The 22,757-nt window shown below is 51.3% G+C and carries 23 protein-coding genes; 12 read left to right on the top strand and 11 right to left on the bottom strand.

Features of this window, described 5'->3' with window-relative positions; all coding sequences use genetic code 11:
* Window positions 1-237: 237 nt before the first annotated feature.
* On the top strand, window positions 238-711 hold the full coding sequence (locus GWC94_RS11910; RefSeq protein WP_161835243.1) for a YcxB family protein: 474 nt from the start codon (window positions 238-240) through the stop codon (window positions 709-711).
* A gap of 28 nt (window positions 712-739) precedes the next feature.
* Here GWC94_RS11910 and GWC94_RS11905 read toward each other — a convergent pair whose 3' ends face one another.
* Complete coding sequence (locus tag GWC94_RS11905) at window positions 740-1,168, bottom strand: GNAT family N-acetyltransferase (RefSeq protein WP_161835242.1); 429 nt, start codon at window positions 1,166-1,168, stop codon at window positions 740-742.
* A 167-nt stretch (window positions 1,169-1,335) separates the two neighbouring features.
* Between GWC94_RS11905 and GWC94_RS11900 the strand changes: the two genes are divergently transcribed.
* The 3 genes from GWC94_RS11900 to rnc all read left to right on the top strand — a co-directional run bounded on the left by GWC94_RS11900 (window position 1,336) and on the right by rnc (window position 3,629).
* Window positions 1,336-1,572, top strand: coding sequence for an acyl carrier protein (locus tag GWC94_RS11900; RefSeq protein WP_026751146.1), 237 nt, complete (start codon window positions 1,336-1,338; stop codon window positions 1,570-1,572).
* A gap of 88 nt (window positions 1,573-1,660) precedes the next feature.
* A complete protein-coding gene (gene fabF, locus GWC94_RS11895; protein WP_161835241.1) occupies window positions 1,661-2,914 on the top strand; it encodes a beta-ketoacyl-ACP synthase II in 1,254 nt (417 codons plus the stop codon).
* A 4-nt stretch (window positions 2,915-2,918) separates the two neighbouring features.
* Window positions 2,919-3,629 (top strand): ribonuclease III, encoded by a 711-nt coding sequence (gene rnc, locus GWC94_RS11890; RefSeq protein WP_161835240.1) that lies wholly within the window; start codon window positions 2,919-2,921, stop codon window positions 3,627-3,629.
* 158 nt (window positions 3,630-3,787) lie between these two features.
* Here the strand turns inward: rnc and mce are convergent, their stop codons facing one another.
* The gene (mce, locus tag GWC94_RS11885; protein ID WP_161835239.1) at window positions 3,788-4,240 is read right to left on the bottom strand and encodes a methylmalonyl-CoA epimerase; all 453 of its coding nucleotides are present in this window, start codon (window positions 4,238-4,240) and stop codon (window positions 3,788-3,790) included.
* 127 nt (window positions 4,241-4,367) lie between these two features.
* Between mce and GWC94_RS11880 the strand changes: the two genes are divergently transcribed.
* From GWC94_RS11880 to GWC94_RS11870, 3 genes are all read left to right on the top strand, one after another.
* Complete coding sequence (locus GWC94_RS11880; protein ID WP_317163473.1) at window positions 4,368-5,585, top strand: IscS subfamily cysteine desulfurase; 1,218 nt, start codon at window positions 4,368-4,370, stop codon at window positions 5,583-5,585.
* 118 nt (window positions 5,586-5,703) lie between these two features.
* The gene (gene iscU, locus GWC94_RS11875) at window positions 5,704-6,120 is read left to right on the top strand and encodes a Fe-S cluster assembly scaffold IscU (RefSeq protein WP_161835238.1); all 417 of its coding nucleotides are present in this window, start codon (window positions 5,704-5,706) and stop codon (window positions 6,118-6,120) included.
* A 61-nt stretch (window positions 6,121-6,181) separates the two neighbouring features.
* The gene (locus GWC94_RS11870) at window positions 6,182-6,532 is read left to right on the top strand and encodes a HesB/IscA family protein (protein ID WP_161835237.1); all 351 of its coding nucleotides are present in this window, start codon (window positions 6,182-6,184) and stop codon (window positions 6,530-6,532) included.
* 87 nt (window positions 6,533-6,619) lie between these two features.
* Here the strand turns inward: GWC94_RS11870 and GWC94_RS11865 are convergent, their stop codons facing one another.
* On the bottom strand, window positions 6,620-6,985 hold the full coding sequence (locus tag GWC94_RS11865; RefSeq protein WP_161835236.1) for a hypothetical protein: 366 nt from the start codon (window positions 6,983-6,985) through the stop codon (window positions 6,620-6,622).
* Window positions 6,986-7,091: 106 nt separating this feature from the next.
* Between GWC94_RS11865 and GWC94_RS11860 the strand changes: the two genes are divergently transcribed.
* The 5 genes from GWC94_RS11860 (at window position 7,092) to GWC94_RS11840 (ending at window position 14,094) form a co-directional block, all read left to right on the top strand.
* Entirely contained in the window at window positions 7,092-7,814 is a 723-nt protein-coding gene (locus tag GWC94_RS11860) for an ABC transporter permease subunit (RefSeq protein WP_161835235.1), read from the top strand.
* 3 nt (window positions 7,815-7,817) lie between these two features.
* Window positions 7,818-9,611, top strand: coding sequence for a gliding motility-associated ABC transporter substrate-binding protein GldG (gene gldG / locus GWC94_RS11855; protein ID WP_161835234.1), 1,794 nt, complete (start codon window positions 7,818-7,820; stop codon window positions 9,609-9,611).
* A 156-nt stretch (window positions 9,612-9,767) separates the two neighbouring features.
* The gene (locus tag GWC94_RS11850) at window positions 9,768-10,811 is read left to right on the top strand and encodes a TerC/Alx family metal homeostasis membrane protein (protein ID WP_161835233.1); all 1,044 of its coding nucleotides are present in this window, start codon (window positions 9,768-9,770) and stop codon (window positions 10,809-10,811) included.
* 14 nt (window positions 10,812-10,825) lie between these two features.
* The gene (locus GWC94_RS11845; protein WP_161835232.1) at window positions 10,826-13,309 is read left to right on the top strand and encodes a bifunctional UDP-N-acetylmuramoyl-tripeptide:D-alanyl-D-alanine ligase/alanine racemase; all 2,484 of its coding nucleotides are present in this window, start codon (window positions 10,826-10,828) and stop codon (window positions 13,307-13,309) included.
* 107 nt (window positions 13,310-13,416) lie between these two features.
* The gene (locus GWC94_RS11840; protein WP_317163472.1) at window positions 13,417-14,094 is read left to right on the top strand and encodes a lipoprotein signal peptidase; all 678 of its coding nucleotides are present in this window, start codon (window positions 13,417-13,419) and stop codon (window positions 14,092-14,094) included.
* Between the two features lie 132 nt (window positions 14,095-14,226).
* On the opposite strand, the gene GWC94_RS11835 is transcribed toward GWC94_RS11840, so the two are convergent.
* The 8 genes from GWC94_RS11835 to hemA form a co-directional block, all read right to left on the bottom strand.
* On the bottom strand, window positions 14,227-15,306 hold the full coding sequence (locus GWC94_RS11835; RefSeq protein ID WP_161835230.1) for a hypothetical protein: 1,080 nt from the start codon (window positions 15,304-15,306) through the stop codon (window positions 14,227-14,229).
* Between the two features lie 206 nt (window positions 15,307-15,512).
* Window positions 15,513-16,802, bottom strand: coding sequence for a glutamate-1-semialdehyde 2,1-aminomutase (hemL, locus tag GWC94_RS11830; RefSeq protein ID WP_161835229.1), 1,290 nt, complete (start codon window positions 16,800-16,802; stop codon window positions 15,513-15,515).
* A 35-nt stretch (window positions 16,803-16,837) separates the two neighbouring features.
* Window positions 16,838-17,812 carry a porphobilinogen synthase gene (gene hemB / locus GWC94_RS11825; RefSeq protein WP_161835228.1) on the bottom strand — a complete coding sequence of 325 codons (975 nt, stop codon included), beginning with the start codon at window positions 17,810-17,812 and terminating at the stop codon, window positions 16,838-16,840.
* An 11-nt stretch (window positions 17,813-17,823) separates the two neighbouring features.
* Window positions 17,824-18,771, bottom strand: coding sequence for an oxygen-dependent coproporphyrinogen oxidase (gene hemF / locus GWC94_RS11820; protein WP_161835227.1), 948 nt, complete (start codon window positions 18,769-18,771; stop codon window positions 17,824-17,826).
* A gap of 12 nt (window positions 18,772-18,783) precedes the next feature.
* Complete coding sequence (gene hemE, locus GWC94_RS11815) at window positions 18,784-19,815, bottom strand: uroporphyrinogen decarboxylase (protein WP_161835226.1); 1,032 nt, start codon at window positions 19,813-19,815, stop codon at window positions 18,784-18,786.
* 36 nt (window positions 19,816-19,851) lie between these two features.
* Entirely contained in the window at window positions 19,852-20,562 is a 711-nt protein-coding gene (locus tag GWC94_RS11810) for a uroporphyrinogen-III synthase (protein WP_161835225.1), read from the bottom strand.
* Window positions 20,549-21,511 carry a hydroxymethylbilane synthase gene (gene hemC, locus GWC94_RS11805; RefSeq protein ID WP_161835224.1) on the bottom strand — a complete coding sequence of 321 codons (963 nt, stop codon included), beginning with the start codon at window positions 21,509-21,511 and terminating at the stop codon, window positions 20,549-20,551. The genes GWC94_RS11810 and hemC overlap by 14 nt, the downstream gene beginning before the upstream one ends.
* 2 nt (window positions 21,512-21,513) lie before the next feature.
* Window positions 21,514-22,725 carry a glutamyl-tRNA reductase gene (gene hemA / locus GWC94_RS11800; RefSeq protein ID WP_161835223.1) on the bottom strand — a complete coding sequence of 404 codons (1,212 nt, stop codon included), beginning with the start codon at window positions 22,723-22,725 and terminating at the stop codon, window positions 21,514-21,516.
* Between the last annotated feature and the right edge of the window lie 32 nt (window positions 22,726-22,757).

The raw sequence follows: 22,757 nt of genomic DNA, 5'->3' as shown, positions 1-22,757 counted from the left end.
CTCTGCGGTGAAAATTTTCCGAAAAATCCGCCCGTGCAGAATTTTTTTACCCCTGAGGCGCGGAGTAAGGGGAGTTTCGCAGAGAATACGGCCGGACCTTGAATTTCCATGGGAGCAATACAGGTGTTTTCTATCTCAAATCCATGATGTTTTTGGGAAACGAAACCGTATAGTTTGTAGTTTGCGGTCTTTAGTCCGGATAACCGGCTGCAAACCCCAAACGATAAACCATCCTGCGTGCAACACAGTTTTACCTACGATAAGAAAAAAGTCATACAGGGGCTCCGCTATCATTTTATACACCGCCCCGAAGTGCGGATACTGATCGTGCTGGTAAATGTTTTTGCCATCGTATCGGCCATTCTCTTTTACACGGGAAAGATACGCCCCGAGCCCTTTCTGCTGGGGTCCGTGATCTGGCTGCTGCTGGTGGTTTCGTTCTGGTACCTGCTGCCAAACAGTATTTACAGGCGGGCGCATACGTTCCGCGACAGCTTCACCATGTATTTCCGCGAAACCGAAGTGCGGCTCGAAAACCCGCGCGGCTATGTGGAATGGCCCTGGACGCGTTTCAGTAAATTCTTCGAAAGCCCCCATTTTTTCCATCTTTACTTCGATGCAAAATCGTTCTTTATCGTGCCGAAAGACGGCATGACCGAAGATTTCAAACACGAACTCAGGGGGGTGCTGAACGGAAAAATAAAGAAATAGGCAGGGTGGAGGTACTATATCCGCCCGGTCAGAGTTCCTTTTCCATTTCGAAATGCGGTATCGTTACTTCCGAGAATTCGCCGCTGGACACTTTATAACCGTTTTTTTCGTAAAAACCCACGGCAGTTTTGCGGGCATGCATGGTAAGACGGCGGTAGCCCCGGTCGCGGGCGATATTTTCGGCAAAACTCATCAGGGCCCGGCCGATGCCTTTTCCCTGCAGGTTGGCGGTAACCGCCATCTGGCGTAAACGGATGGTTTTGCGGTCTTTTTCGGTCAGAACACAGCATCCCTCCAGTTTTTCATCTTCAAAAACACCGATCAGTATATCGTTCTTTTCGCCCTCCAGGTCCTCGGGAGTGAAGGTGAGTCCCAGGGGTTTGCGCAGCAGGGCAAACCTCAGATCCACCATTTTCTGGTAATCGCTGGAACCGTGATCTATAATTTTTAATGCCATACGGCCGGGTAAGGTTTTACAAGATAGGGAGAATCGCTAAAATAGCTACTAAAAAAGGACGGATCAGCCCTTTATATATTGTATGGCGTTTAGAAACAAAAATGCCCGAAAAGATTGGGTATGTGCTAAAAAGTATATTTTTGCAGCCGTAACAAAAAACTTTTACAATGTCAGACATCGCTACAAGAGTAAAGAAAATCATAGTTGACAAGTTGGGTGTTGACGAAGCTGAAGTGACCAATGAAGCTTCTTTTACCAACGACCTCGGTGCCGATTCTTTGGATACCGTTGAGTTGATTATGGAGTTCGAGAAAGAGTTCAATATCTCCATCCCCGATGAGCAGGCTGAAACCATCACCACTGTTGGACAGGCTGTTGCGTACCTTGAAGAACACGCTAAGTAAGATTTACCTCCTTCGGAATAATTTTAATCCGCCTTCTTGTGGCGCCAAAGCCACAAAAGGCGGATTAATCACTTAAACAGGCTAACCAATGCAATTGAAAAGGGTCGTTATCACTGGTATCGGAACACTTACGCCGCTCGGTAATAATCTGGACGATTACTGGAACGGCCTGATCAACGGTGTTTCCGGGGCAGACATGATTACTCAGTTCGATGCATCCAAATTCAAGACACGTTTTGCCTGTGAGATCAAGGGATTTGATCCCACCGACTACATGGACAAAAAAGAGGCCCGCAAAACGGACCGTTTTGCCCAGATCGCCATGGCAGCCAGTGATATGGCTGTTAAAGACGCCGGTATCAGCAAAGAGAATATCGATGTTGACCGTGTGGGGGTGATCTTTGCCAGCGGTATCGGCGGCCTGACCACTTTCCAGGAAGAAGTGGTGAATTTTGCCCATGGCGACGGCACCCCGCGTTTCAACCCCTTCTTCATCCCCAAAATGATCCTCGATATCGCCGCGGGGCAGATATCGATGCGTCATGGTTTCCGCGGACCCAATTTTGCTGTTGTAAGTGCCTGTGCATCAAGTACAAATGGCATTATTGCGGCTTTGGACAATATCCGTTTGGGTAAGGCCGATATCATTCTTGCCGGTGGGTCGGAAGCCGTGGTAAGCGCTGCCGGCGTGGGCGGTTTCAATGCCATGAAAGCCATGAGCGAACGCAACGACGATCCCAAAACAGCCAGCCGCCCTTACGACAAGGACCGCGACGGTTTTGTAATGGGCGAAGCGGCCGGCGTGCTGGTTATGGAAGAACTGGAGCATGCCATCAAAAGAGGCGCCAGGATCTATTGCGAAGTGGCCGGAGGCGGGGCAACCGCAGATGCCTACCATCTTACCGCGCCGCACCCCGAAGGACTGGGTGCCCGCAATGTGATGAATGTGGCGCTGAAAGATGCGCAGATGCTGCCCGCAGAGATCGATTATATCAATACCCACGGCACTTCCACCCCCCTGGGCGATGGCGCCGAAGTAAAAGCCATCCTGGAAGTATTCGGGGCGCATGCCTACGAAATGAACATCAGTTCCACCAAATCCATGACAGGCCACTGTCTGGGCGCCGCCGGCGTAATAGAAGCCATTGCCTGTATCAAAGCGGTGCAGGAAGACATCGTACCCCCCACCATCAACCATTTTACCGACGATCCGGAACTGGATCCCAGGCTCAACTTCACTTTTAACAAAGCCCAGAAACGCAAAGTGGATATTGCCCTGAGCAACACTTTCGGTTTTGGCGGACACAATGCCTGCGTGATTGTGAAAAAATACGTAGCTTAAGTCCGTGCAATTCATAAAGAAGATCCTGAAAAAAGGCGGAAACCCGTCTTTTGAAAAACAGTTGAAAAATGTGCTGGGCATCAAAACCAGCAATGTGTTGCTGTACCGGACAGCGCTGAGTCACCGTTCTGTAAAAGAAACGGCCGACGAAAACAACGAACGTCTTGAATACCTGGGAGATGCCGTGCTGAGCGCCATCGTGGCCGATTATCTTTTCAAACGCTACCCCTATAAAGGCGAAGGCTTTCTCACCGAAATGCGCAGCAAAATGGTGAACCGCCAGCAGCTGAACGATATCGCGCTGAAAATGGGGCTGCGCAAGCTCACTTTCTACAATAAATTCGACAACGCGCTGAAAGGAAGCCAGATCTTCGGCAATACGCTGGAAGCCCTGGTGGGCGCGGTTTACCTCGATAAAGGCTATACAAAAACCCATAACTGGGTGCACAGGCATATCGTACTTCCACATATGTTCGTAGACGACCTGGAGCAGATCGACATCAACCTGAAGAACAAACTGATCGGCTGGGCCAACAAGAACGGCAAATCGCTCAGTTTTGAGCTGGCCGACGAAAAAATGGAGGGTAGCCGCCGTCTCTTCACCATGCGCGCCATGCTCGACGGCGAACTGCTGGCCACCGGCAAAGGCTACAACAAAAAAGACGCCAGCCAGGCCGCCGCCCAGGTAGCGGTGGAGAAGCTGGGCATAGTGTAGATTGAGGAGGGTCGATTGGCGATTGCCGATCGATTTTTCAACCGGCAGTCTGTCATCGGCAACACCCCTCCGCAATTCCCCAATCTTTCCTCCCTGTTTAGGCAGATCCCCTGGAAAACAGAGGCCTTTCGACTTTCAATTTCCCATCCCACAATCCCTCAATGCCCACCCCCATCGGCAATCGGCAATCCCCCCATCGGCAATTTCTCATTCCCTCTTTCCTGACACAACTCCACCAACACCCCTCCCGTATCTTTTGGATGAAGGAAGCAGACCAGCTTGTTATCGGCGCCCTGTTTGGGGAGATCGCTGAGAAAATGGAGGCCTTCGGCTTTCAGACGGGCCATTTCGGCATGAATATCGGCTACCTCAAAGGCAATATGGTGCATGCCCTCGCCTCTTTTTTCAATAAAACGGGCGATCACCCCGTCGGGATCGGTGCTTTCTAGCAGCTCGATCTTGGACTCGCCCTGCCGGAAAAAAGCGGTATTGACCTGTTCGGACGATACGGTCTCGGTTTTATAACAGGGAGTATTGAGCAGCTTTTCGTAGAACGGGATTGCCTTTGAAAAGTCCTTTACGGCAATACCGATATGTTCGATTTTTAACATGATGATGGCTTTTACTGCCGCGGCTTTTCGAATTATGAAAAAAAGATGAACCATGCGCCGGCAGGCCAGAAATATAGCACGATTTGCAGTAAATTTGTGACTTGGAGATTTATAAACTTTGTGACTTATGCTGAAACTACCGATCTATCTTGATAACAACGCTACTACACCCATGGATCCGCGCGTGCTGGAATCTATGCTGCCCTATTTTACCGAGCATTTCGGAAACGCCGCCAGCCGTAACCACCCGTTTGGCTGGGAAGCGGAAGAAGCCGTGGATTATGCCAGGGAGCAGGTGGCCAAACTGATCGGCGCCGACCCCAAGGAAATCATTTTTACCTCGGGTGCAACGGAAGGAGACAACCTGGGCATCAAAGGTGTGTATGAAATGTATGCCAGCAAGGGCAACCATATCATCACCTGCACAACAGAACACAAAGCGGTGCTCGATACCTGCAAGCATATCGAACGCCTGGGCGGCGAGATCACTTATCTTGAAGTGACCCCGGATGGACTGATCGATATGAAAGAACTGGAAGCGGCCATCAGGCCCACCACCATCCTGATCGCCATCATGTACGCGAACAACGAGATTGGTGTGATACAGCCCGTTAAAGAGATCAGCGCGCTGGCGAGAAAAAATGGCATCCTGTTCTTCACAGACGGCACCCAGGCCGTAGGTAAAGTGCCCGTTGACGTGAATAAGGACGGTATCGATGTCATGGCTTTCTCCGGACATAAAATGTACGGCCCCAAAGGGGTGGGTGCATTGTATGTACGCCGTAAGAACCCGCGCGTGAAAGTAACGGCGCAGATGGACGGCGGCGGACATGAGCGGGGTATGCGCAGCGGTACCCTGAATGTACCGGGTATTGTGGGCTTTGGTAAATCCTGTGAACTTGCCCGGCTGGAAATGGCGGAAGAATCTGTCAGGCTGAGCAAACTGCGCGATAAACTCGAAAACGCACTGACGCAGATAGAAGAAAGCTATGTGAACGGAAGCCGCGAACACCGCCTGCCACATGTAAGCAATATCTCGTTCAAATATGTGGAGGGTGAAGGCCTGATGATGGGCTTTAACAAAAACATCGCACTGTCATCCGGTTCTGCCTGTACCTCCGCCTCCCTCGAACCCAGTTATGTGCTGAAAGCGCTGGGCCTGGGAGACGACCTGGCACACAGTTCGCTGCGTTTTGGTCTGGGACGTTTTACCACGGAAGAGCAGATCGATTACACCATCAAGGCTGTTACCGATACCGTTCTCAAACTGCGTGAAATGAGTCCGCTCTGGGAAATGTTCAAGGAAGGAATGGACCTGGACAAGATAGAATGGGCGCACCATTGATGGAAATTAAAAGTGTGGTAATCTGAAAATTTGAAAATGAGTTCAGTTACCACCCAGCGCCAAACCGGAATCACTCATTTTCAAATTAATATATTTTCAAATATTCAAATTATACACCATGGCATACTCTGAAAAAGTGATCGATCACTATACCAATCCGAAGAACGTAGGTACTTTGGACAAATCGAAAAAGAATGTGGGTACCGGCCTGGTTGGTGCTCCCGAATGCGGCGACGTTATGCGTTTGCAGATAGAAGTGGATGATGCCACCGGTCTGATCACCGATGCAAAATTCAAAACATTCGGCTGCGGCTCCGCCATTGCTTCTTCCTCCCTCGCTACGGAATGGCTGAAAGGCAAAACCGTTGACGAGGCTGTTAAGATCGACAACATGGAGCTGGTGGAAGAACTGAACCTGCCGCCGGTTAAGATACACTGTTCTGTACTGGCCGAAGACGCGATCAAATCCGCGATCAACGACTACCGTAAGAAGAACGGTCTGGAAGAACTGGTGTTCGAAGAACGTATCCACTGAGAAAAATCAATAATCGCAGGTCCTAATCGGCTATCAGCGATTCATCCATAATTGTTACAGTATGGTAGCAACAGATAACAGCATATTCGTAAGCGATAAGGCGAAGAAAAAAGTGCAGCAGCTGATGCAGGATGCCGGCGTTGAAGGTGATACCTCTTATTTTCTGCGGGTAGGCGTGGTGGGCGGCGGCTGTTCGGGCTTAAGCTATAAGCTTGATTTTGACAATGAGATCAAACCCATGGACCAGGTATTCGAAGACAACGGCGTGAAAGTGGTGACAGACCTGAAGAGTTTCCTGTACCTCGTGAATACAGAACTTGATTTCTCCGACGGCCTGAACGGCAAAGGCTTTTTTTTCAACAACCCCAATGCCAGCAGGAGTTGCGGCTGCGGCGAAAGTTTTGCCGTATAACCCGTTCCATACATAATTTTAGTGTAAGCCCCCGCAGGAATGCGGGGGCTTTTTTGTAACTCCTCTGTATATGATGAAAAACACATGCTAGGCTTTTTCCGCAGGTGCAGGCGGTGTTTCGGGTGTGATGATCCTGTTGTGACCGGGCTCCGCCGGTAAAGGCTCCTCGGTTTTTTTCGGAGCGGGAGGGGTAGGCGCGGTCTTTCCTTTTTTAGAGCCGGGCTCCCTGGGCGGCGGTGGGGGCTGGTCTCTTACCAGTTTGGGCGGGTCAAATTTCTTCACCGATACCCTGGGTTCTTTTGGCGGCGGCGGTGGCGGAACATCTCTCTTGATCACCGGCGGCGGAAATTTCTTCTGCTCTGTCTTGGGTGGTTTGGGTGGCGGCGGTGGTTCCTGTGCCAGCAATGCGGATGCCGGCAGCGCAAGCAACACCAGTGCAAACAATGGTTTCATGCAGGTTGGTTTTTTACTGAGATGCCAAATGTGATAAAATCCATAAAACACCCACCGGTCATAAATGCAAATAGGGCAATTGCGCAGGAACGATTAGTTTTGAAGCATGTGGATGATCTGCAAAAAAGAATGGCAGCAGTATTTCAGCAGTCTTACCGGTTATATTGCCCTGGCCGTTTTTCTTTTACTGAACGGGCTTGTCCTGTTCGTTTTCCCCGACAGCAACATCCTCGATTTTGGTTACGCCACACTGTCCGTTTTTTTTGATCGTACGCCCTGGATATTGCTGTTTCTTGTATCCACCATCACCATGCGCAGCCTGGCGGACGAGTACCGGTCGGGCACATTTGAATTGCTGAAAACATTACCCCTTTCTCCGGCGCAGATCGTATGGGGCAAATTCTTTGGCGCGGCCATCATTGTGGTCACCGCCCTGCTGCCTACTATTGTATACGCTTTTTCCTTGCAGGCCCTGAGTGTTACGGGCGGTATCGATGCGGGCAGCACCATCGGCAGCTATATCGGCCTGGTACTGCTGGGCGCCGTGTTTACCGCGGTGGGCGTTTGCGCCAGCAGCTTTACCAGCAATACCGTGGTGGCTTTTATTACCGGGGCCTTTGTATGCTTTCTGTTGTACACCGGTTTCGAAGCCATCAGCAAACTGCCGGTATTTGCCGCCGGTATGGATTATTATATAGAAATGCTCGGTATCAATTTTCACTACCGCAGTGTCAGCCGCGGCGTGATCGATATCCGCGATATCATCTACTTCGGGGGTATCATCGTGCTGTTTCTTTTTATCACCCAAAGAAATATTGTGAAACGGTAGTTTATGCAACAGTTCCGGAACAGCAAATACAGCATATGGGTATTGACGATATTGGTTGTCGCAGTGGTACTGCTGTCTTCGCTGCTGTCTTACCGGATCGATCTTACCGCGGAAAAAAGACACAGCGTTACCGATGCCACCAAACAATTGTTGAAAAACCTGGACACTGCCATCACCATACAGGTATTTCTTACCGGCGATCTGCCTGCCGATTATAAAAAACTGAGTATCGCCACCAGAGACCTGCTCGATGAATTCAGGTCCTTATCCAGTAACCTGGTGCGTGTGCGTTTTGAAAAACCGGGCGAAGACCGTAAAACTGATTCTGCCAAAGTATTGTTCTACGACAGTCTTGCGAGAATGGGCGTTGTGTTCGAGCAGAGCCAGGTGGTTTCGGCCCGGGAAGAAAAGCAAACCAGCCAGCTGATCATTCCTTCTGCGCTGGTGCGTTTTCGCGACGGACAAAAACCGATCGCGGTCGATCTGCGCAGCAGCCGTAAACTATACAGGCAATACGATGTGGTGAACGGCAGCGCCGAAGAAGATGTGGAAGCCACCCGCAATGCCGCGGAAGCTTTGCTGGAATATAAATTTGCCAGCGCCATCGATAAACTTACCAGGAAATACGTACCCACGGTAGCGTATGCCGTTGGCAACGGCGAACCCATCGACCTGAAAGTAAATGATCTTGGCGAAAGCCTGCGCAGCGAGTACCGCCTGGCGGTGTTCGATCTGAAAAAAGGATATCCCGATCCCGCCCTGATCGATGCGCTGATGATCGTGAAACCCACACAGCCCTTCACCGACGAAGACAAACTGAAAATTGACCAGTATGTCATGCATGGCGGGAATGTGATCTGGTTGGTTGACAAACTGCACGCAGAACTCGACAGCCTGATGCGCAGCCAGTCGGAATATACGGCTTTCGACAGGGGTTTGAACATCGATGATATTCTTTTCCGCTACGGCGTGAGGATCAACCCGGATCTTGTGCAGGACCTCAACTGTTCCAAAATACCGATCGTGATCGGTACGAACCCGGATAACAGTCCCCGGATGCAGCGCATACCCTGGCCGTATTACCCCTTTCTCGCATCGAGGAACAGCAACCCCATTTCCCGCAACCTGGACAGGGTATTGTCCATATTCCCCTCGAGCATCGATACGGTGAAGGCGCCGGGGATCGACAAAACCGTTTTGCTGACAACCGACAGCAACAGCCGCAGACTTAGTTCCCCGGCCATCGTAAGTCTGAACAGCGTGAAAGGCGAGGAAGACCTGGCGCGTTTCAACAAAAGCTATCTGCCTGTAGCCGTATTGCTGGAGGGAAAATTCCGCTCGCTGTTTGCCAGCAGGCTGGGGCAGCAGGTGCTGGATTCCGTACAGCGTGTTACCGGTAAAGCATATTTACCTGCGGCTGAAAAACCGGGCAAACAGATCGTGGTAAGCGACGCAGACATCATTACGAATACCGTGAGCAGTACGGCCGGCCCCCTGCCCATGGGTACGCTGCCGCTCGAAAATTACCGGTTCGCCAACCGCGAATTCTTTCTCAATTCAATGGATTACCTCGTCAGCGATAACCGGTTATTTGAAAGCCGCAACAAGGATTTTGTACTTCGCCTGCTCGACAAACGAAAAGTGGCCGACCAACGCAGCTTCTGGCAGTTTGTAAACATTGTGTTGCCGATTTTTTTACTGGTATGCATCGGCGTACTGCTCCAATGGCACCGTCGCAGAAAATACGGAACGGGAGTGAACAGAAGAACGGATGAGCAAGGAGCAAGGAACAATTGATCGGAGCGGCAATCTTGTCTGATTTGTAAATATGCATTTGCATCCGCCCCGAGTCTGCTGCTCCTTAGTTCCGATCTTCTGTTCCTTGTTCCTTGTCCCTCTGTTCATCTGTTCATCTGTTCCCTATTCCCTCCTATCTTTGCGGAAAGCCTATTCATGACAGCACACCAGGTTGTTTATCTTGTTTTCGGTATTGTTCTGGCGATAGCATTGGTAGTGGATCTGGGGGTGCTGAGCAGAAAGAACAAGATCATTTCCATCAGGCAGGCATTACTGCAAACGGCTTTCTGGGTGGGACTTGCCCTGGCTTTTTTTGTATTCCTTTTATTCGAGGGTGCCATGCTGGCATCCGAAGATGTGCAAACCAACCCGGCGCACCAGGTTACCCAGTACCAGCTGGCGCTTGAATTTCTGAGCGCCTATCTTATGGAGTGGAGTCTTAGCGTAGACAATATTTTTGTGTTCATCCTCATTTTTAAATCCTTTTCGGTTAAGCCGGTGCATTACCCAAGGGTATTGTTGCTGGGTATATTGATGGCGATCATTTTCAGGATACTGTTTATTACCGTAGGGGTGGCGCTTGTGGCAAAATTTCACTGGGTGCTGTACCTGTTTGGCGCATTCCTGCTGTATACCGGGTATAAAATGTTCACGAGCAACGACGACGAACAGTTTGATCCGCACGATTCAAAAATATACCGCTGGATGCAGCGTTTCTTCCCGCTGGTCAATAACGATGGCGATGGAAAGTACTGGTTAAAACTCAATGGACGAACGGTGTACACTTCTTTGTTTGTGGTAGTGGTGCTGCTGGCGGCGATCGATCTCGTATTTGCGCTTGATTCCATTCCTGCTGTGATGGGTATTTCAAAAGACGCGCTGGTGATTTATACTTCCAATATTTTTGCCGTACTCGGATTGCGCAGTCTTTTCTTCCTGCTGCGCGGCGCGGTGTCCAAATTCGATTACCTGCAGCAGGGAATTGCCATCGTACTGGTGTTTATCGGCGCAAAAATGCTGGGTGAGTATTATATCAGCCAGTGGCTGAGTAAAAATGCACAGGTACTGTTGTCACTGGGGGTGATCCTGCTTTGTATTGCGGGCTCCGTCGTATACTCGATCTATCACCAGAAAAAAGGTACGCCGGCAGACGAAGTGGATACACAGACCGGCAACAACAGGGCTGATCAACACCCATAAGTTATACATAGCGGATGACCTATTCAATAGCAGAGATCGCAACCATTATCGGCGCCGGTTTTGCCGGTGGCAACCATCCCGACAGCGGGATAAGCCTGCTATTGATCGATAGCCGCAAGATCGTATTTCCCGAACAGTCGTTATTCTTTGCCATCACCGGTCCGCGAAGGGACGGGCACCAGTTTGTTCCCGAAGTGTACGCACGCGGTGTCCGCAATTTCGTGGTGAAGCAGGGTTTCGACAGGGCTCTTTTTCCCGAAGGAAATTTTCTTTTAGTTGCCGATGCACTGCAGGCGCTGCAGCAGCTGGCAATGCATCACCGCGGGCGGTTCAACATACCTGTTATCGGCATCACCGGCAGTAACGGTAAAACAATCGTAAAGGAATGGCTGTACCAGCTGCTGCGCGAGGATTACCGGATTGTACGGAGCCCGCGAAGCTATAATTCCCAGATAGGTGTGCCGCTGAGCGTATGGCAGATGAACCAAACCCATACGCTCGCCATTTTTGAGGCGGGCATCTCTGCCGTTGGCGAAATGGAAAAACTGGTGGCTGTTATACAACCCACACTGACGGTATTCACCAGTTTGGGCAATGCCCACGACGAAGGCTTTACCGGCGAACTGCAAAAAGCCACGGAAAAAGCAAAGCTGGCGGCCGGAGCTGCCACCGTTGTCCTCAACAAAGACCCGGTGGATCTGCTGCTGCAGCAGGACAGCACCGCGCTGTTCCCGGGCCGCACCCTGTTCAGCTGGAGCAGGCAGCCCGGAACCACGGTTTTGGTGGAGAAGGAAACGGTGCATAACGAACAGACCATCGCCACCATCCGGTACCGGTCTTTGGCATATACTGTCACCCTTCCTTTTACGGACCGCATATCTGTTGACAATGCCTTTACCTGCGTATCGGTATTGCTGGCACTGGGATACGATGCGGAGAAGATCAACCGCCGTTTGCAATACCTCGAGCGCGTTGATATGCGGATGCAGCTGAAACAGGGCATCAACAATTGCCATGTGCTTAACGACAGTTACAGCAACGATCTTGTTTCGCTGGAACTGGCGCTCGATTACCTGCAGCAGCAGGCCGGCGCGCAGAAAACAACGGTTATACTGTCCGACATACTGCAATCGGGCCAGGACGAAAAAGAATTATACGGCCGGCTGGCGCAGCAACTGTCGGCCAGGAAGATCGGCAGGCTGATCGGCATCGGCCCGGCGATGGTGCGCAACACAGACCTGTTAACGATACCGGGTGTGACAAACAGTTTCTTTGCCTCGACGGAAGATTTTTTTCACCGGGTTACCCAGCAGCAGTTCCGTGATGAGTACATTCTTTTGAAGGGCGCGCGGGTATTTGCGTTTGAACGTATTTCCGGCTGGCTCGAACAGAAAGTGCACCAGACGGTGATGGAGATCAATCTCTCGGCCATGGTGCAGAACCTGAAAACCTACCAGCAGCATTTACAGCCTTCCACAAAGCTGATGGCCATGGTAAAGGCATTCAGCTACGGAAGCGGCAGCGATGAAGTGGCGGGGATATTGCAATTTCATAAAGTCGATTACCTCGCTGTTGCTTATGCGGATGAGGGTGTGGAGCTTCGCAAAGCCGGTATCAGCCTGCCGATTATGGTGATGAACGCAGACGAAGCGGGTTTTGACTCGCTGGTCAGTTACGATCTTGAACCCGAAATCTATTCTTTCAGCATCTATACCGCATTTCATACATACCTGGGTCAGCAGGGTATTACCGGTTTTCCGGTGCATATCAAATTCAATACGGGAATGAACCGGCTGGGTTTTGAAACACCCGAAGCCACACAGTTAGGCGAACGGTTGCAGGCAGATAAAACCATGGCGGTCCGCTCCGTTTTCAGTCATCTGGTTGCCAGCGAGGCAGCCGAGCACGATGCTTTTACGCAGCGGCAGGTGGCGCTCTATCTAAACGCCTGCGATCTGCTGCAACAGCAGCTGGGGTACGGTTTTATCAGGCATATCGCCAACACGGGCGCCATCTTCCGTCACCCGCAGTACCAGTTTGATATGGTCAGGCTTGGCATCGGTTTATATGGTGTGGACAGTGCGGAGCAGAAAGACATTACGCTGGAAACCGTAACCACGTTAAAATCAACCATTGCACAGATCCGGAAAGTGAGCAGGGGCGAAAGCGTGGGTTACAGCAGAAAAGGTATTGTGACGCGCGACAGCCTGATTGCCACGGTGCGGATCGGTTATGCAGACGGGTTTAGCCGCAGCCTGGGCAACGGAGCGGGTAAAATGCTCGTAAACGGAAAAACAGCACCGGTGATCGGCAATGTATGTATGGATATGACCATGATCGATATCACCGGCCTGGAGGGCGTGCAGGAAGGAGATGTGGTGGAAATATTCGGGAAGAACCTGCCCGTACAGCAGGTAGCCCAATGGGCGGGTACGATCGCCTATGAAATACTCACCGGTATCAGCCAGCGTGTAAAAAGGGTCTATCTCGAAGAGTAGCATTGAGTTAAAGCAACGCGAAAATGCAGGATTTGGCTATTTCGGAACCTGCGGAAAAGGGTAGAACGGCTGTAAACAGTATCTTCGCAATCAATAAAAAACCACGCGTGAAAGCCCGTCAGATCGTACTTCTTATTTTCCTGATCATTTTTGTAGACCAGGCAGTCAAGTTCTATATCAAGCTCAATTTTTATGCAGGCGAGGAACACCGGATCATCGGCAACTGGTTCAGGCTGCATTTTGTGGAGAACGAGGGTATGGCTTGGGGCTGGAAATTCGGCGGCGGTTTTGGTAAGATCGCCCTTACGCTTTTCCGCCTGGTGGCGGTGATCTGGGGTAGTTTTTTATTGAAAGACTTTATCAGCAAACAATACCACCGGGGGTTTATCATCTGCGCGGCGCTGATCTATGCGGGTGCGCTGGGTAACCTGATCGACAGCCTTTTCTATGGACTGATCTTCGATGCCAGCAGCCCGTTCTCACAGAATATCGCCAAACTCTTCCCCGCAGGCGGTGGCTACGCGGGTCTGTTTCATGGAAAAGTGGTGGATATGCTGTACTTCCCCATCATAACAGAGGCGCGGTACCCGGCCTGGATACCCTTTGTAGGCGGTGATGATTTTGAATTTTTCCGTCCCGTATTCAATATCGCGGACGCGTCCATATCAGCTGGCGTAATCGCCATTCTTGTCTTCCAGAACCGCTTTTTCAAAAAAGCCAAACACGAAGCGCATCCGACAGTGGAAACGGATTCGCTGGTGAACGACAAGACACAGATCTTTTAGAACAGATGAGCAGGGAACAGATGAACAAGGAACAGATGATCGGATTTGCGATTGAGAAAATTCCTATCCGATCCTCTGTTCCTTGCTCCTTGCTCATCCGTTCCTTGTTCATCTGTTCCCTGCTCATCTGTTCTATTTAATCACAGGTGTCTTATACACCGGAATATTCTGCGTGTTGCCGCCGATGGTGATGACCTGGTCTATGAGACCAAAGCCTTTGGCGTAGAAAGAATGTCCGGTTGCCAGGGTAGTAAACGTGGTGCCACCGTCTTCCTTGAACAGGATATCCCTTTGAACGTCTATCACATTGTCATAGGTTTTTCCGCCCACGGTATGTGCCGCCGTGTTTTTAGAGAAGATCTTGAACACCGCTTTGGCCATACCGGATACGGTGGTGCTGCCGTTTTTCACGGTCACTTTTCCATACTCGGCTGTTTCCCAGGTTTCGCCAACGGCTGCATTGGGTTTCAGGAAGGGGTAGGAGATAAAAGTGTTGGGTATGCTTTCAAAGAGCAGGGTATAGTCAAAATCCACGCTGCTCAATGCATAATAATCACCGGTTGAACTCTTGGCAAAATAGAAAGTATCTGTCAGCCTTGTCCCGAATTTGTAATACACCAGCGGGTCGTTCTGCAGCTGGATGGGCTGGTCGGAAACGATCACGGTAAAGGTATCTACGCTGCCGATATCGGGTATATAATCGTATACCCAGCTGGAACCGGGCGTAAGCGGAAAGTAGTCCGTATTGCCTGTGCCACCCGAACCGCTGCCGCCGCCATTGGGTGTTCCGTTGGAGTTGATGGAAAATGTGCACATGGTATTCTTGAAGAACACCGAAAAATCCGACTGTTTGTTAAGTATCGGCGTACCCTTGCCTTTGAGTTTGATGGCATTCGGACCGGCGCTGACAACAAAACCGGAGTCGATGAACCACATGCCGTTTACGGTATCGGAATAGATCTTGTATTTTCCGGCGGCGGTGAAATTAACGTTGACAATGATATAGTTACTGCTGTTGAGGGGCGTATCTACCTTGTAGGAACCCGCAACGGTGATTCTTTTGCAGATACCAAGTGAATCAACCAGTTCGCCCTCGGCGGGACGGTTAAAACCGCCTTTTTCCAGGCTGGTTTCTTTCTGACAGGCTGCGAATAATACGATCAGTGCAACAAATACGGCCAGGGATTGGATAGGATAGCGGATGTGTTTCATAAGCTTGGATCTTCGGATAACAGATAAATATTATGGTCTGAGCGCTGCCTGATGAAGTAAATTAATGCTTTTTCGCAATTTTAGGGCCCGATTCGGCCCCGACTGGGGGTAATTTGGATTTTGGAATTGGGGATTGGGGAATTGGCATACCTGGAACAACCTGTTTTTTTAGCAAAAAAGAATCCACAAATCCACAAATCCTTGCCTCACCCGCCGATTTCCCCCAGGCTTTCCCTGGCGGCTTCGATCGTTGCGTCCAGGTCAGACAGGGTAAGCGCCTGGTTCAGGAACCAGCTTTCAAATGGGGATGGCGGCAGGTAAATGCCCCGTTTCAGCATGGCATGGAAGAACCTGTTGAACAGCGCATTGTTTGCCGAAGCCGCGCTGGCAAAATCCGTTACGGGCTGATCGCTGAAATGAACACTGATCATGGATCCCAGGCGGTTGATGGTATAGGGTATGCCGCTGGTTGTCAGCACCCGGTCAAGACCTTCGTGGAGGTAGGCGGTCTTTTCTGCCAGATCGGTATAGATGGAGGGATTGTCTTTCAGTTCTTTGAGCGTGGTATAACCGGCGATCATGGCGATGGGATTGCCGCTTAGGGTGCCGGCCTGGTACACATTTCCGAGTGGGGCTATCCGTTCCATGATCTGCTTTTTTCCGCCAAAAGCGCCCACAGGCATGCCGCCGCCGATCACTTTTCCATAGGTAACCAGGTCTGCCGCAATGCCCAGTGTTTGCTGCGCACCGCCCGGTGCCAGGCGGAAACCTGTCATCACTTCATCGAAAATAAATACAATGCCTTCCCGGTCGCAGATGGCCCGCAGTCCTTCGATAAAACCGGCCTTGGGCAGTATACAGCCCATATTGCCTGCCACCGGCTCTATGATGATCGCCGCGATCTGGTCTTTGTGTTCTGCCACCAGTTGCTGCACAGCCTCCAGGTCGTTGTACGCACAGGTGAGCGTATCGTTCGAAACCCCGGCGCTGACACCGGGAACCGTTTGTATTTGCAATGTGGCCAGTCCGCTGCCGGCTTTTACCAGAAACGGGTCGGCATGGCCATGGTAACATCCTTCGAACTTGATAAACTTGTTCCTGCCGGTATAGCCGCGCGCCAGCCGCAGGGCGCTCATACAGGCTTCCGTGCCGCTGCTCACCATCCGGATCAGGTCTACATTCGGCGCCATGGAAATGATCAGCTCCGCCATGTCTATTTCCAGCTCGGTGGGAGCACCAAAGGAGGTGGAATCCACGGCTTTTTCACAGATCGCCTGTACCACCGGTTCATGCGCATGGCCAAGGATCATCGGTCCCCAGGATGCGATATAATCGATATACCGGTTGCCATCTGCATCGTACAGGTAAGCGCCTTTTGCTTTTTTGATGAACACCGGCGTGCCGCCTACACTTTTGAATGCCCGTACGGGAGAATTTACCCCGCCGGGTATGGATTGCTGCGCCCGTGTAAAGAGTTGTTGACTGATGGAATTCATGCTTGAATCGTAAGTGGTTTTCGAATTGGCAGCTTTTAGCCCAGCAGCTTCACTGCCTCTTTTGCAAAATAAGTGGCGATCATATCGGCGCCGGCCCGTTTGATGGCGGTAAGCGTTTCAACGATGGCTTTGTCTTCGGTAAGCCACCCGTTTTGCGCCGCTGCTTTGATCATGGCATACTCGCCGCTTACCTGGTAAGCGCTCACCGGTATGTCAACCGCATTCTTTATTTCGCGTATGATGTCAAGATAGGCCAAAGCGGGTTTTACCATCACGATATCCGCACCTTCTTCCACATCCATCAGCGTTTCGCGGATGGCTTCGGTACGGTTGGCAAAATCCATCTGGTAGGTTTTTTTATCGCCGAAACCCGGTGCGCTGTCGAGCGCATCGCGGAACGGGCCGTAAAAACAGGAAGCATATTTTGCGCTGTAGCTCATGATGCCCGTTTTGGTATAACCATTCTCCTCCAGTCCCAGGCGCAATGCACCGATCCTTCCGTCCATCATATCGCTGGGTGCTACAAAATCGGCACCGGCGGCGGCATGGCTGATGCTCATTTTCACCAGCGCTTCCACCGTTTCGTCGTTGAGGATCTCCCCGTCTTTTACAATACCGTCGTGGCCGTAGGATGAGTAGGGGTCCAGCGCTACATCGGTCATTACCAGCATGCCGGGTACGGCATCCTTGATTGCTTTAACGCTGCGCTGCATCAATCCGTCTTTGTTCCATGCTTCCCTGCCCGTATTGTCCTTCAGCTCGTCTTTGCATTTGATAAAAAGCAATACGCAGCGGATGCCCATCTCCCACAGTTCTTTTGCCTCTTTCACGGTAAGATCAACCGATCTCCGGTAATAACCCGGCATTGAGGGGATAGGGGTTTCGGTATGGCTGCCTTCCTCGATAAACAGCGGCGCAATAAAATCTGCGGGTGTTAAGACCGTTTCGGCCACGAGCGACCGGATAGCGGGGGATTGGCGCAGTATGCGGTTTCTTCTTGTCAGGATCATAACCTTATTGTTTAGAGCCAGTCAACGGGCTGCTGGCAGGCTTTCAGTAATTTTTCTTCTTCACTGCCCGGTTCGGGGTGGTGGTCGTATTCCCATCTTGCCCTTGGCGGCAGACTCATCAGTATGCTCTCTGTTCTGCCGCCTGTTTTCAGACCGAACACCGTACCACGGTCGTGTATCAGGTTGAATTCAACATAACGCCCCCGGCGTATTTCCTGCCATTCGGTTTCCCTTTCGCCGTAAGCGGTATGGCTGCGCTTTTGTACGATGGGCAGGTAGCTATCCAGAAAACAATCGCCGTTTGCCCGCTGGAAAGTAAACAAAGTTTCCAGATCCATCGTATCGCCCGGTCTGATATGATCGTAAAATACACCGCCTATGCCCCTTGTTTCGTTGTTGCGGTGTGTATTGGCAAAATACGCATCGCATTGTTTTTTGTACTGCGGGTAGATCGCGGTGCCAAAAGGGTCCATCGCATTTTTCAATGTGCTGTGAAAATGCCTGGCGTCTTCTTCAAACAGGTAATAGGGTGTAAGATCGGCGCCGCCGCCAAACCAGCGGTCGCATATGATTCCATTACCATCGTACAGTTCAAAATAACGCCAGTTGGCGTGCGTGGTGGGCACATACGGGTTGACAGGATGCAGTACCAGCGACAGACCGCAGGCAAACCATTGCTCGCCATCGATGCCGAGCTGTCTGCGCATGGTATCGGTTACCTGGCCAAACACCACCGAGGTGTTTACACCTCCTTTCTCCAGAAAATTTCCGTTGGCGATCACACGGGTTCTTCCGCCGCCGCCCTGGCCCTGCATTCTTTGCCATTCATCTGTACGGAAAAGCGCTTTGCCGTCTTCCTGTTCCAGACCCCGGCAAATACGGTCCTGCAGATCCATGGTATACCGGATCCATCGCTCTCGGAAAGCAGCTGTTGTGTTATCCCGGGCTGTTTCAGTCATGACGGTCTTTGTTTACAGGGGATGGCGGTAATTTTTAACGGTATCCACGAATGCCTGTGCATGTGCCACCGGCACAGTGGGTAAAATACCATGCCCGAGATTGGCGATATGCCTGCCCGGTCCGAAAGCCTGTAACATGGCTTTTACTTCTTTCTGGATTACGGGTATGGGCGATAATAATTTCGCGGGATCAAAATTGCCCTGCAGGGTTACCTGGTTGCCGGCCAGCTGTCTCGCCATTTCCGGGCGGATGCACCAGTCGATCCCCAGTCCCTGCGCGCCGGTGGCAGCCATGCTGTCAAGGCTATGCCAGGCACCTTTTGCAAAAATAATGGTAGGCACTTTGTCTTTTAAAACAGCCACTATCTGGCGGATATACCGCAGTGATAAATTTTCAAAATCTTCAGGACCTAACAATCCGCCCCAGCTGTCGAAAACCTGTACGATATCCGCACCCGCTTTTACCTGTGCGGTAAGGTAAGCGACGGTGGTATCGGTGATCATCTGCAGCACCCGGTGTGCCAGCTCGGGTTGTGTATAGCAGAATGCTTTGGCTTCATCGAATGTTTTGGATCCTTTGCCCTGCACCATATAGCAAAGCAGGGTCCATGGTGCGCCTGCAAAACCGATCAGCGGCACCCGGTTGTTGAGTTCTTTTTTGATAAGTTTGATCGCGTCGAACACATAACCCAGTGTTTCCTCCACATCGGGAACGCGGATACGCGAAAGGTCGTTGCCGTTTTTGATGGGATCGGGCAGAACAGGGCCCTTGCTTTCGATCAGCTGCACTTCCAGTCCCATGGCCTGTGGCACAACCAGTATATCCGAAAAAAGAATGGCTGCATCCACGCCGACGATATCAACCGGCTGCAACGTGATTTCGCAGGCCAGTTCGGGCGTCTGGCATCTTTCAAAGAAGCCGTATTTTTCCCGCAGTACCATGTATTCCGGCAGGTAACGGCCCGCCTGGCGCATCATCCAAACCGGTGTTCTGTCTGTAGGTTCTCCCCTGAGGGTTTTGAGTATGATATCGTTTTGTAGCATATCCTTTATCTGGTGAAGTTTGTATTTGTAATCGTTTTACACCTGCTGCGCAAAATAATCGATCGCCAGCACCACCACCTCGTCTTTTACAGGATGTGCAGCCGTGAGGATCTTATTGGGAAAAAACTGGCCAACGGCTTCGGCGGTGGTGGGACCTATGGCAAATACAACAGTATGCGCGGCCATTTTGTTCTTGATATAAAAACTTTGTACGGAACTGGGACTGAAGAACAGGATGCCATCGTAGGTTTTCTCCGTCTGTTGCGGGGTCAGTGCCGTTTGGTAAACGGCGATCTCGTTTACATCTATCCCTGCATTGCGGAGTTTGGAAGGCAATTCATTTCTTCGGTGGCTGCCCGAAAAAAAGATCACTTCGTCATCGGGTTCTTCGGCAATGATCTCGTCTGCCAGCAGCGTTGCACCGGCTGCGGTTCCGGCAATGCTGTCTTCCCCGAAATAGGCAAGCACCCGGTCTTTTGTTTGAAAGCCGATGCAGTAAATAGCCCATTGCGGCAATGCTCCGTCGAGTAATTCCGTGACCACGTCAACGGCTGCGGAACTGGTAAACACAACGGTTGCATACCTGGTGGCTGCCTGCTCAATTTCCTGCTGCACTTCAACAGAGAGTATGGACTCCGTTTTAATAAACGGAACGATATCCAGCAGGATGTTTTTTTCTCCCGCTTTCGCAATCCAGGCGGTGTTTACCTGGCGAGTGGCCAATAGGGTGGCTTTATAATCCTGCATGACGAATCGCTTCAATAATGGGTGCTGCGCCCCGGTTCAACAATTGCTTTGCCGCGGTAATACCCAGGCCGGCAGACAGATCCCTGGCGGCTTCGAGCCTTGTCTCCAGTTTCTGGCGGCCATCCAGTGATAAGATATTCCCTTCAAAATACACGCTGCCGTTCTTTACCTGCGCCAATGCACTGATCGGCGTGGAACAGCCGCCCATCAGCATTTTTAAAAAATCCTTTTCCAGCTGTGTACACAAAGCCGTATCGGCGTGGTTAAGCAGGTGGCAGGCTTCAAAACTGTCCCCGTCTTCTTCCCGGCAAACGATCATGATCGCTCCCTGCGAAGGTGCGGGCAGCATCCAGTCCAGTTCCACGGCGCCGGCCGGTCTTAGACCGATACGCTCCAGTCCTGCCGCTGCAAAAATGGCACCATTCCAGTCGCTGTCGGCGAGTTTCTGTAAACGTGTGTTCACATTGCCGCGCAGGTTTTCGATGCGGTGATGCGGGTAGCGGTTCAGCCACTGCGCCTTGCGGCGGATACTGCTGGTGGCAAAACTCAGTACAGGGGTATTTTGCGGCTGCAACCATTGCTGTGCAGCGACGTCAAATCCCAGCGCCGCGGGTATGGTTTCCTCCTTACACACCAGCAGGTCTTTGTACGAGGCCCTTTCCAGAACGGCGGCCTGCCGCAGACCCTGTGCCAGCTGTACGGGCACGTCTTTCATAGAGTGAACGGCTATGTCTACCCGGTTGCTCAGCAGGGCCGCATCAAGGGTTTTGGTGAATACGCCCTGAACGCCCATGGCATAGAGCGGTGTCACCAGGTCGATATCGCCATCGCTTTTGATGTGCACGAGTTCGGCAGCAAAACCTTTTTGCTGCAGCTGTTCCTGTACATGCGTTGCCTGCCAGAGCGCAAGCTGGCTGTCGCGGGTTCCTATCCGTATTGTTTTCTTCATGATTAACTGGCGGTCATAAAATCGTTGATCGCCTCAATATAATAACATCCCGGTTGATGTTGCTGCCGCATTTTTAGGGCTACATTGTTTACTACTTTCTGGATTGCAGCTGTATCGATCGGTCCTGAAAACGCGGGGTAGGAGGAAAGAAACAGGTCGCAGGAATGCATTTCGTTCAGTTTCTTTTTCACGGCTTTCAAAACACCCACATGAGTGCGCTGCTGCAGCCAGGTAATGAACTCCTGTTGGTGCGCTGCTATGATGGCTTCGGCCTTTGGCACTTCTGCCTGTCGTTTCTGCAGCGTGGCATCGTTGATCTTTGAGAGATCGTCTACATTCACCAGTTTGATATGTGGCAGTAACCCGGCCTCGGGCGCAATATTGTTCGGAATGGAAAGATCGATCAGTATTTTTTTCGAGGAACCGGTCAGTTCCTTTTCCGTAATGATGGGTTTCTCCGCATTGGTGGCCACGATGATGATATCCGCCGCGTCGAGCTCCTGCTGCAGATAGGCATACGATGTGGTGAGCAGCCCCAGTTCAAATGCCAGCGCGGTGGCTTTTTCGTCGGTGCGGTTGATCAGCGTGATCTGGTTGGAGCCAAGGTAGTCCACCAGGTTCTTACAGGTATTGCGGCCTATCTTTCCGGTGCCGAGCAGCAGTATTTTTTTGTCGGAGTCATCTCCCAGCAATTCCTCTTTCAGAAATTGTATCGCGGCAAACGACACAGAAATGGTGCCGCCGCTCAGCGCGGTCTCGGTTTTGATGCGTTTGGAGGACTGCAGTACGGTATTGAACAAACGCTCCAGAAAAGCACCGACCCGGCCATACTGCCTTGCCAGATTCACAGACTGTTTTAATTGCCCCACTATCTCATAATCACCCAGTATCTGCGAATCCAGTCCGGCGCCTACGGCAAACAAATGCTGTACCGCCTCCATGCCCTGCTTGATGTAACAGCGGTCGGTAAAAACGGTTTTATCGCCCACCGTTCCCCTGCAGAGCAGGTCGATCAGGGCATCTGCATCGGGCGCCAGCCCGTATATTTCGGTGCGGTTACAGGTGCTTACCACAAAGAGTTCTGAGATACCCGAGGCGGCCGCCCCGGTAAGGATGTCTGTGTATTGCTGCTGCCCAACGGCAAACTGCCCGCGGATAGCGACATCCGTTTTTTTATAGTTCAGCCCGACGATAAAAAAATGCTCCAATTCCATAGTTCAAATGCACGAGAAGCAAAGGTACCGGT

The sequence above is a fragment of the Sediminibacterium soli genome (genome assembly GCF_009939225.1).
GTDB lineage: Bacteria > Bacteroidota > Bacteroidia > Chitinophagales > Chitinophagaceae > Sediminibacterium > Sediminibacterium soli.
This window is presented reverse-complemented; position numbering and strand designations above follow the sequence as displayed.

Bases quoted from the DNA above. Each gene is read 5' to 3' on its own strand.
- hemE (WP_161835226.1), bottom strand. From the start codon at position 19,815: ATGCTACAAAACGATATCATACTCAAAACCCTCAGGGGAGAACCTACA.
- hemC (WP_161835224.1), bottom strand. From the start codon at position 21,511: ATGAAGAAAACAATACGGATAGGAACCCGCGACAGCCAGCTTGCGCTC.
- GWC94_RS11835 (WP_161835230.1), bottom strand. From the start codon at position 15,306: ATGAAACACATCCGCTATCCTATCCAATCCCTGGCCGTATTTGTTGCA.
- GWC94_RS11880 (WP_317163473.1), top strand. From the start codon at position 4,368: ATGCTGAAACTACCGATCTATCTTGATAACAACGCTACTACACCCATG.
- hemL (WP_161835229.1), bottom strand. From the start codon at position 16,802: ATGAATTCCATCAGTCAACAACTCTTTACACGGGCGCAGCAATCCATA.
- gldG (WP_161835234.1), top strand. From the start codon at position 7,818: ATGCAACAGTTCCGGAACAGCAAATACAGCATATGGGTATTGACGATA.
- GWC94_RS11905 (WP_161835242.1), bottom strand. From the start codon at position 1,168: ATGGCATTAAAAATTATAGATCACGGTTCCAGCGATTACCAGAAAATG.
- GWC94_RS11900 (WP_026751146.1), top strand. From the start codon at position 1,336: ATGTCAGACATCGCTACAAGAGTAAAGAAAATCATAGTTGACAAGTTG.
- mce (WP_161835239.1), bottom strand. From the start codon at position 4,240: ATGTTAAAAATCGAACATATCGGTATTGCCGTAAAGGACTTTTCAAAG.
- hemA (WP_161835223.1), bottom strand. From the start codon at position 22,725: ATGGAATTGGAGCATTTTTTTATCGTCGGGCTGAACTATAAAAAAACG.
- GWC94_RS11850 (WP_161835233.1), top strand. From the start codon at position 9,768: ATGACAGCACACCAGGTTGTTTATCTTGTTTTCGGTATTGTTCTGGCG.
- fabF (WP_161835241.1), top strand. From the start codon at position 1,661: ATGCAATTGAAAAGGGTCGTTATCACTGGTATCGGAACACTTACGCCG.
- GWC94_RS11865 (WP_161835236.1), bottom strand. From the start codon at position 6,985: ATGAAACCATTGTTTGCACTGGTGTTGCTTGCGCTGCCGGCATCCGCA.
- hemB (WP_161835228.1), bottom strand. From the start codon at position 17,812: ATGATCCTGACAAGAAGAAACCGCATACTGCGCCAATCCCCCGCTATC.
- GWC94_RS11845 (WP_161835232.1), top strand. From the start codon at position 10,826: ATGACCTATTCAATAGCAGAGATCGCAACCATTATCGGCGCCGGTTTT.
- iscU (WP_161835238.1), top strand. From the start codon at position 5,704: ATGGCATACTCTGAAAAAGTGATCGATCACTATACCAATCCGAAGAAC.
- GWC94_RS11870 (WP_161835237.1), top strand. From the start codon at position 6,182: ATGGTAGCAACAGATAACAGCATATTCGTAAGCGATAAGGCGAAGAAA.
- hemF (WP_161835227.1), bottom strand. From the start codon at position 18,771: ATGACTGAAACAGCCCGGGATAACACAACAGCTGCTTTCCGAGAGCGA.
- GWC94_RS11860 (WP_161835235.1), top strand. From the start codon at position 7,092: ATGTGGATGATCTGCAAAAAAGAATGGCAGCAGTATTTCAGCAGTCTT.
- GWC94_RS11810 (WP_161835225.1), bottom strand. From the start codon at position 20,562: ATGCAGGATTATAAAGCCACCCTATTGGCCACTCGCCAGGTAAACACC.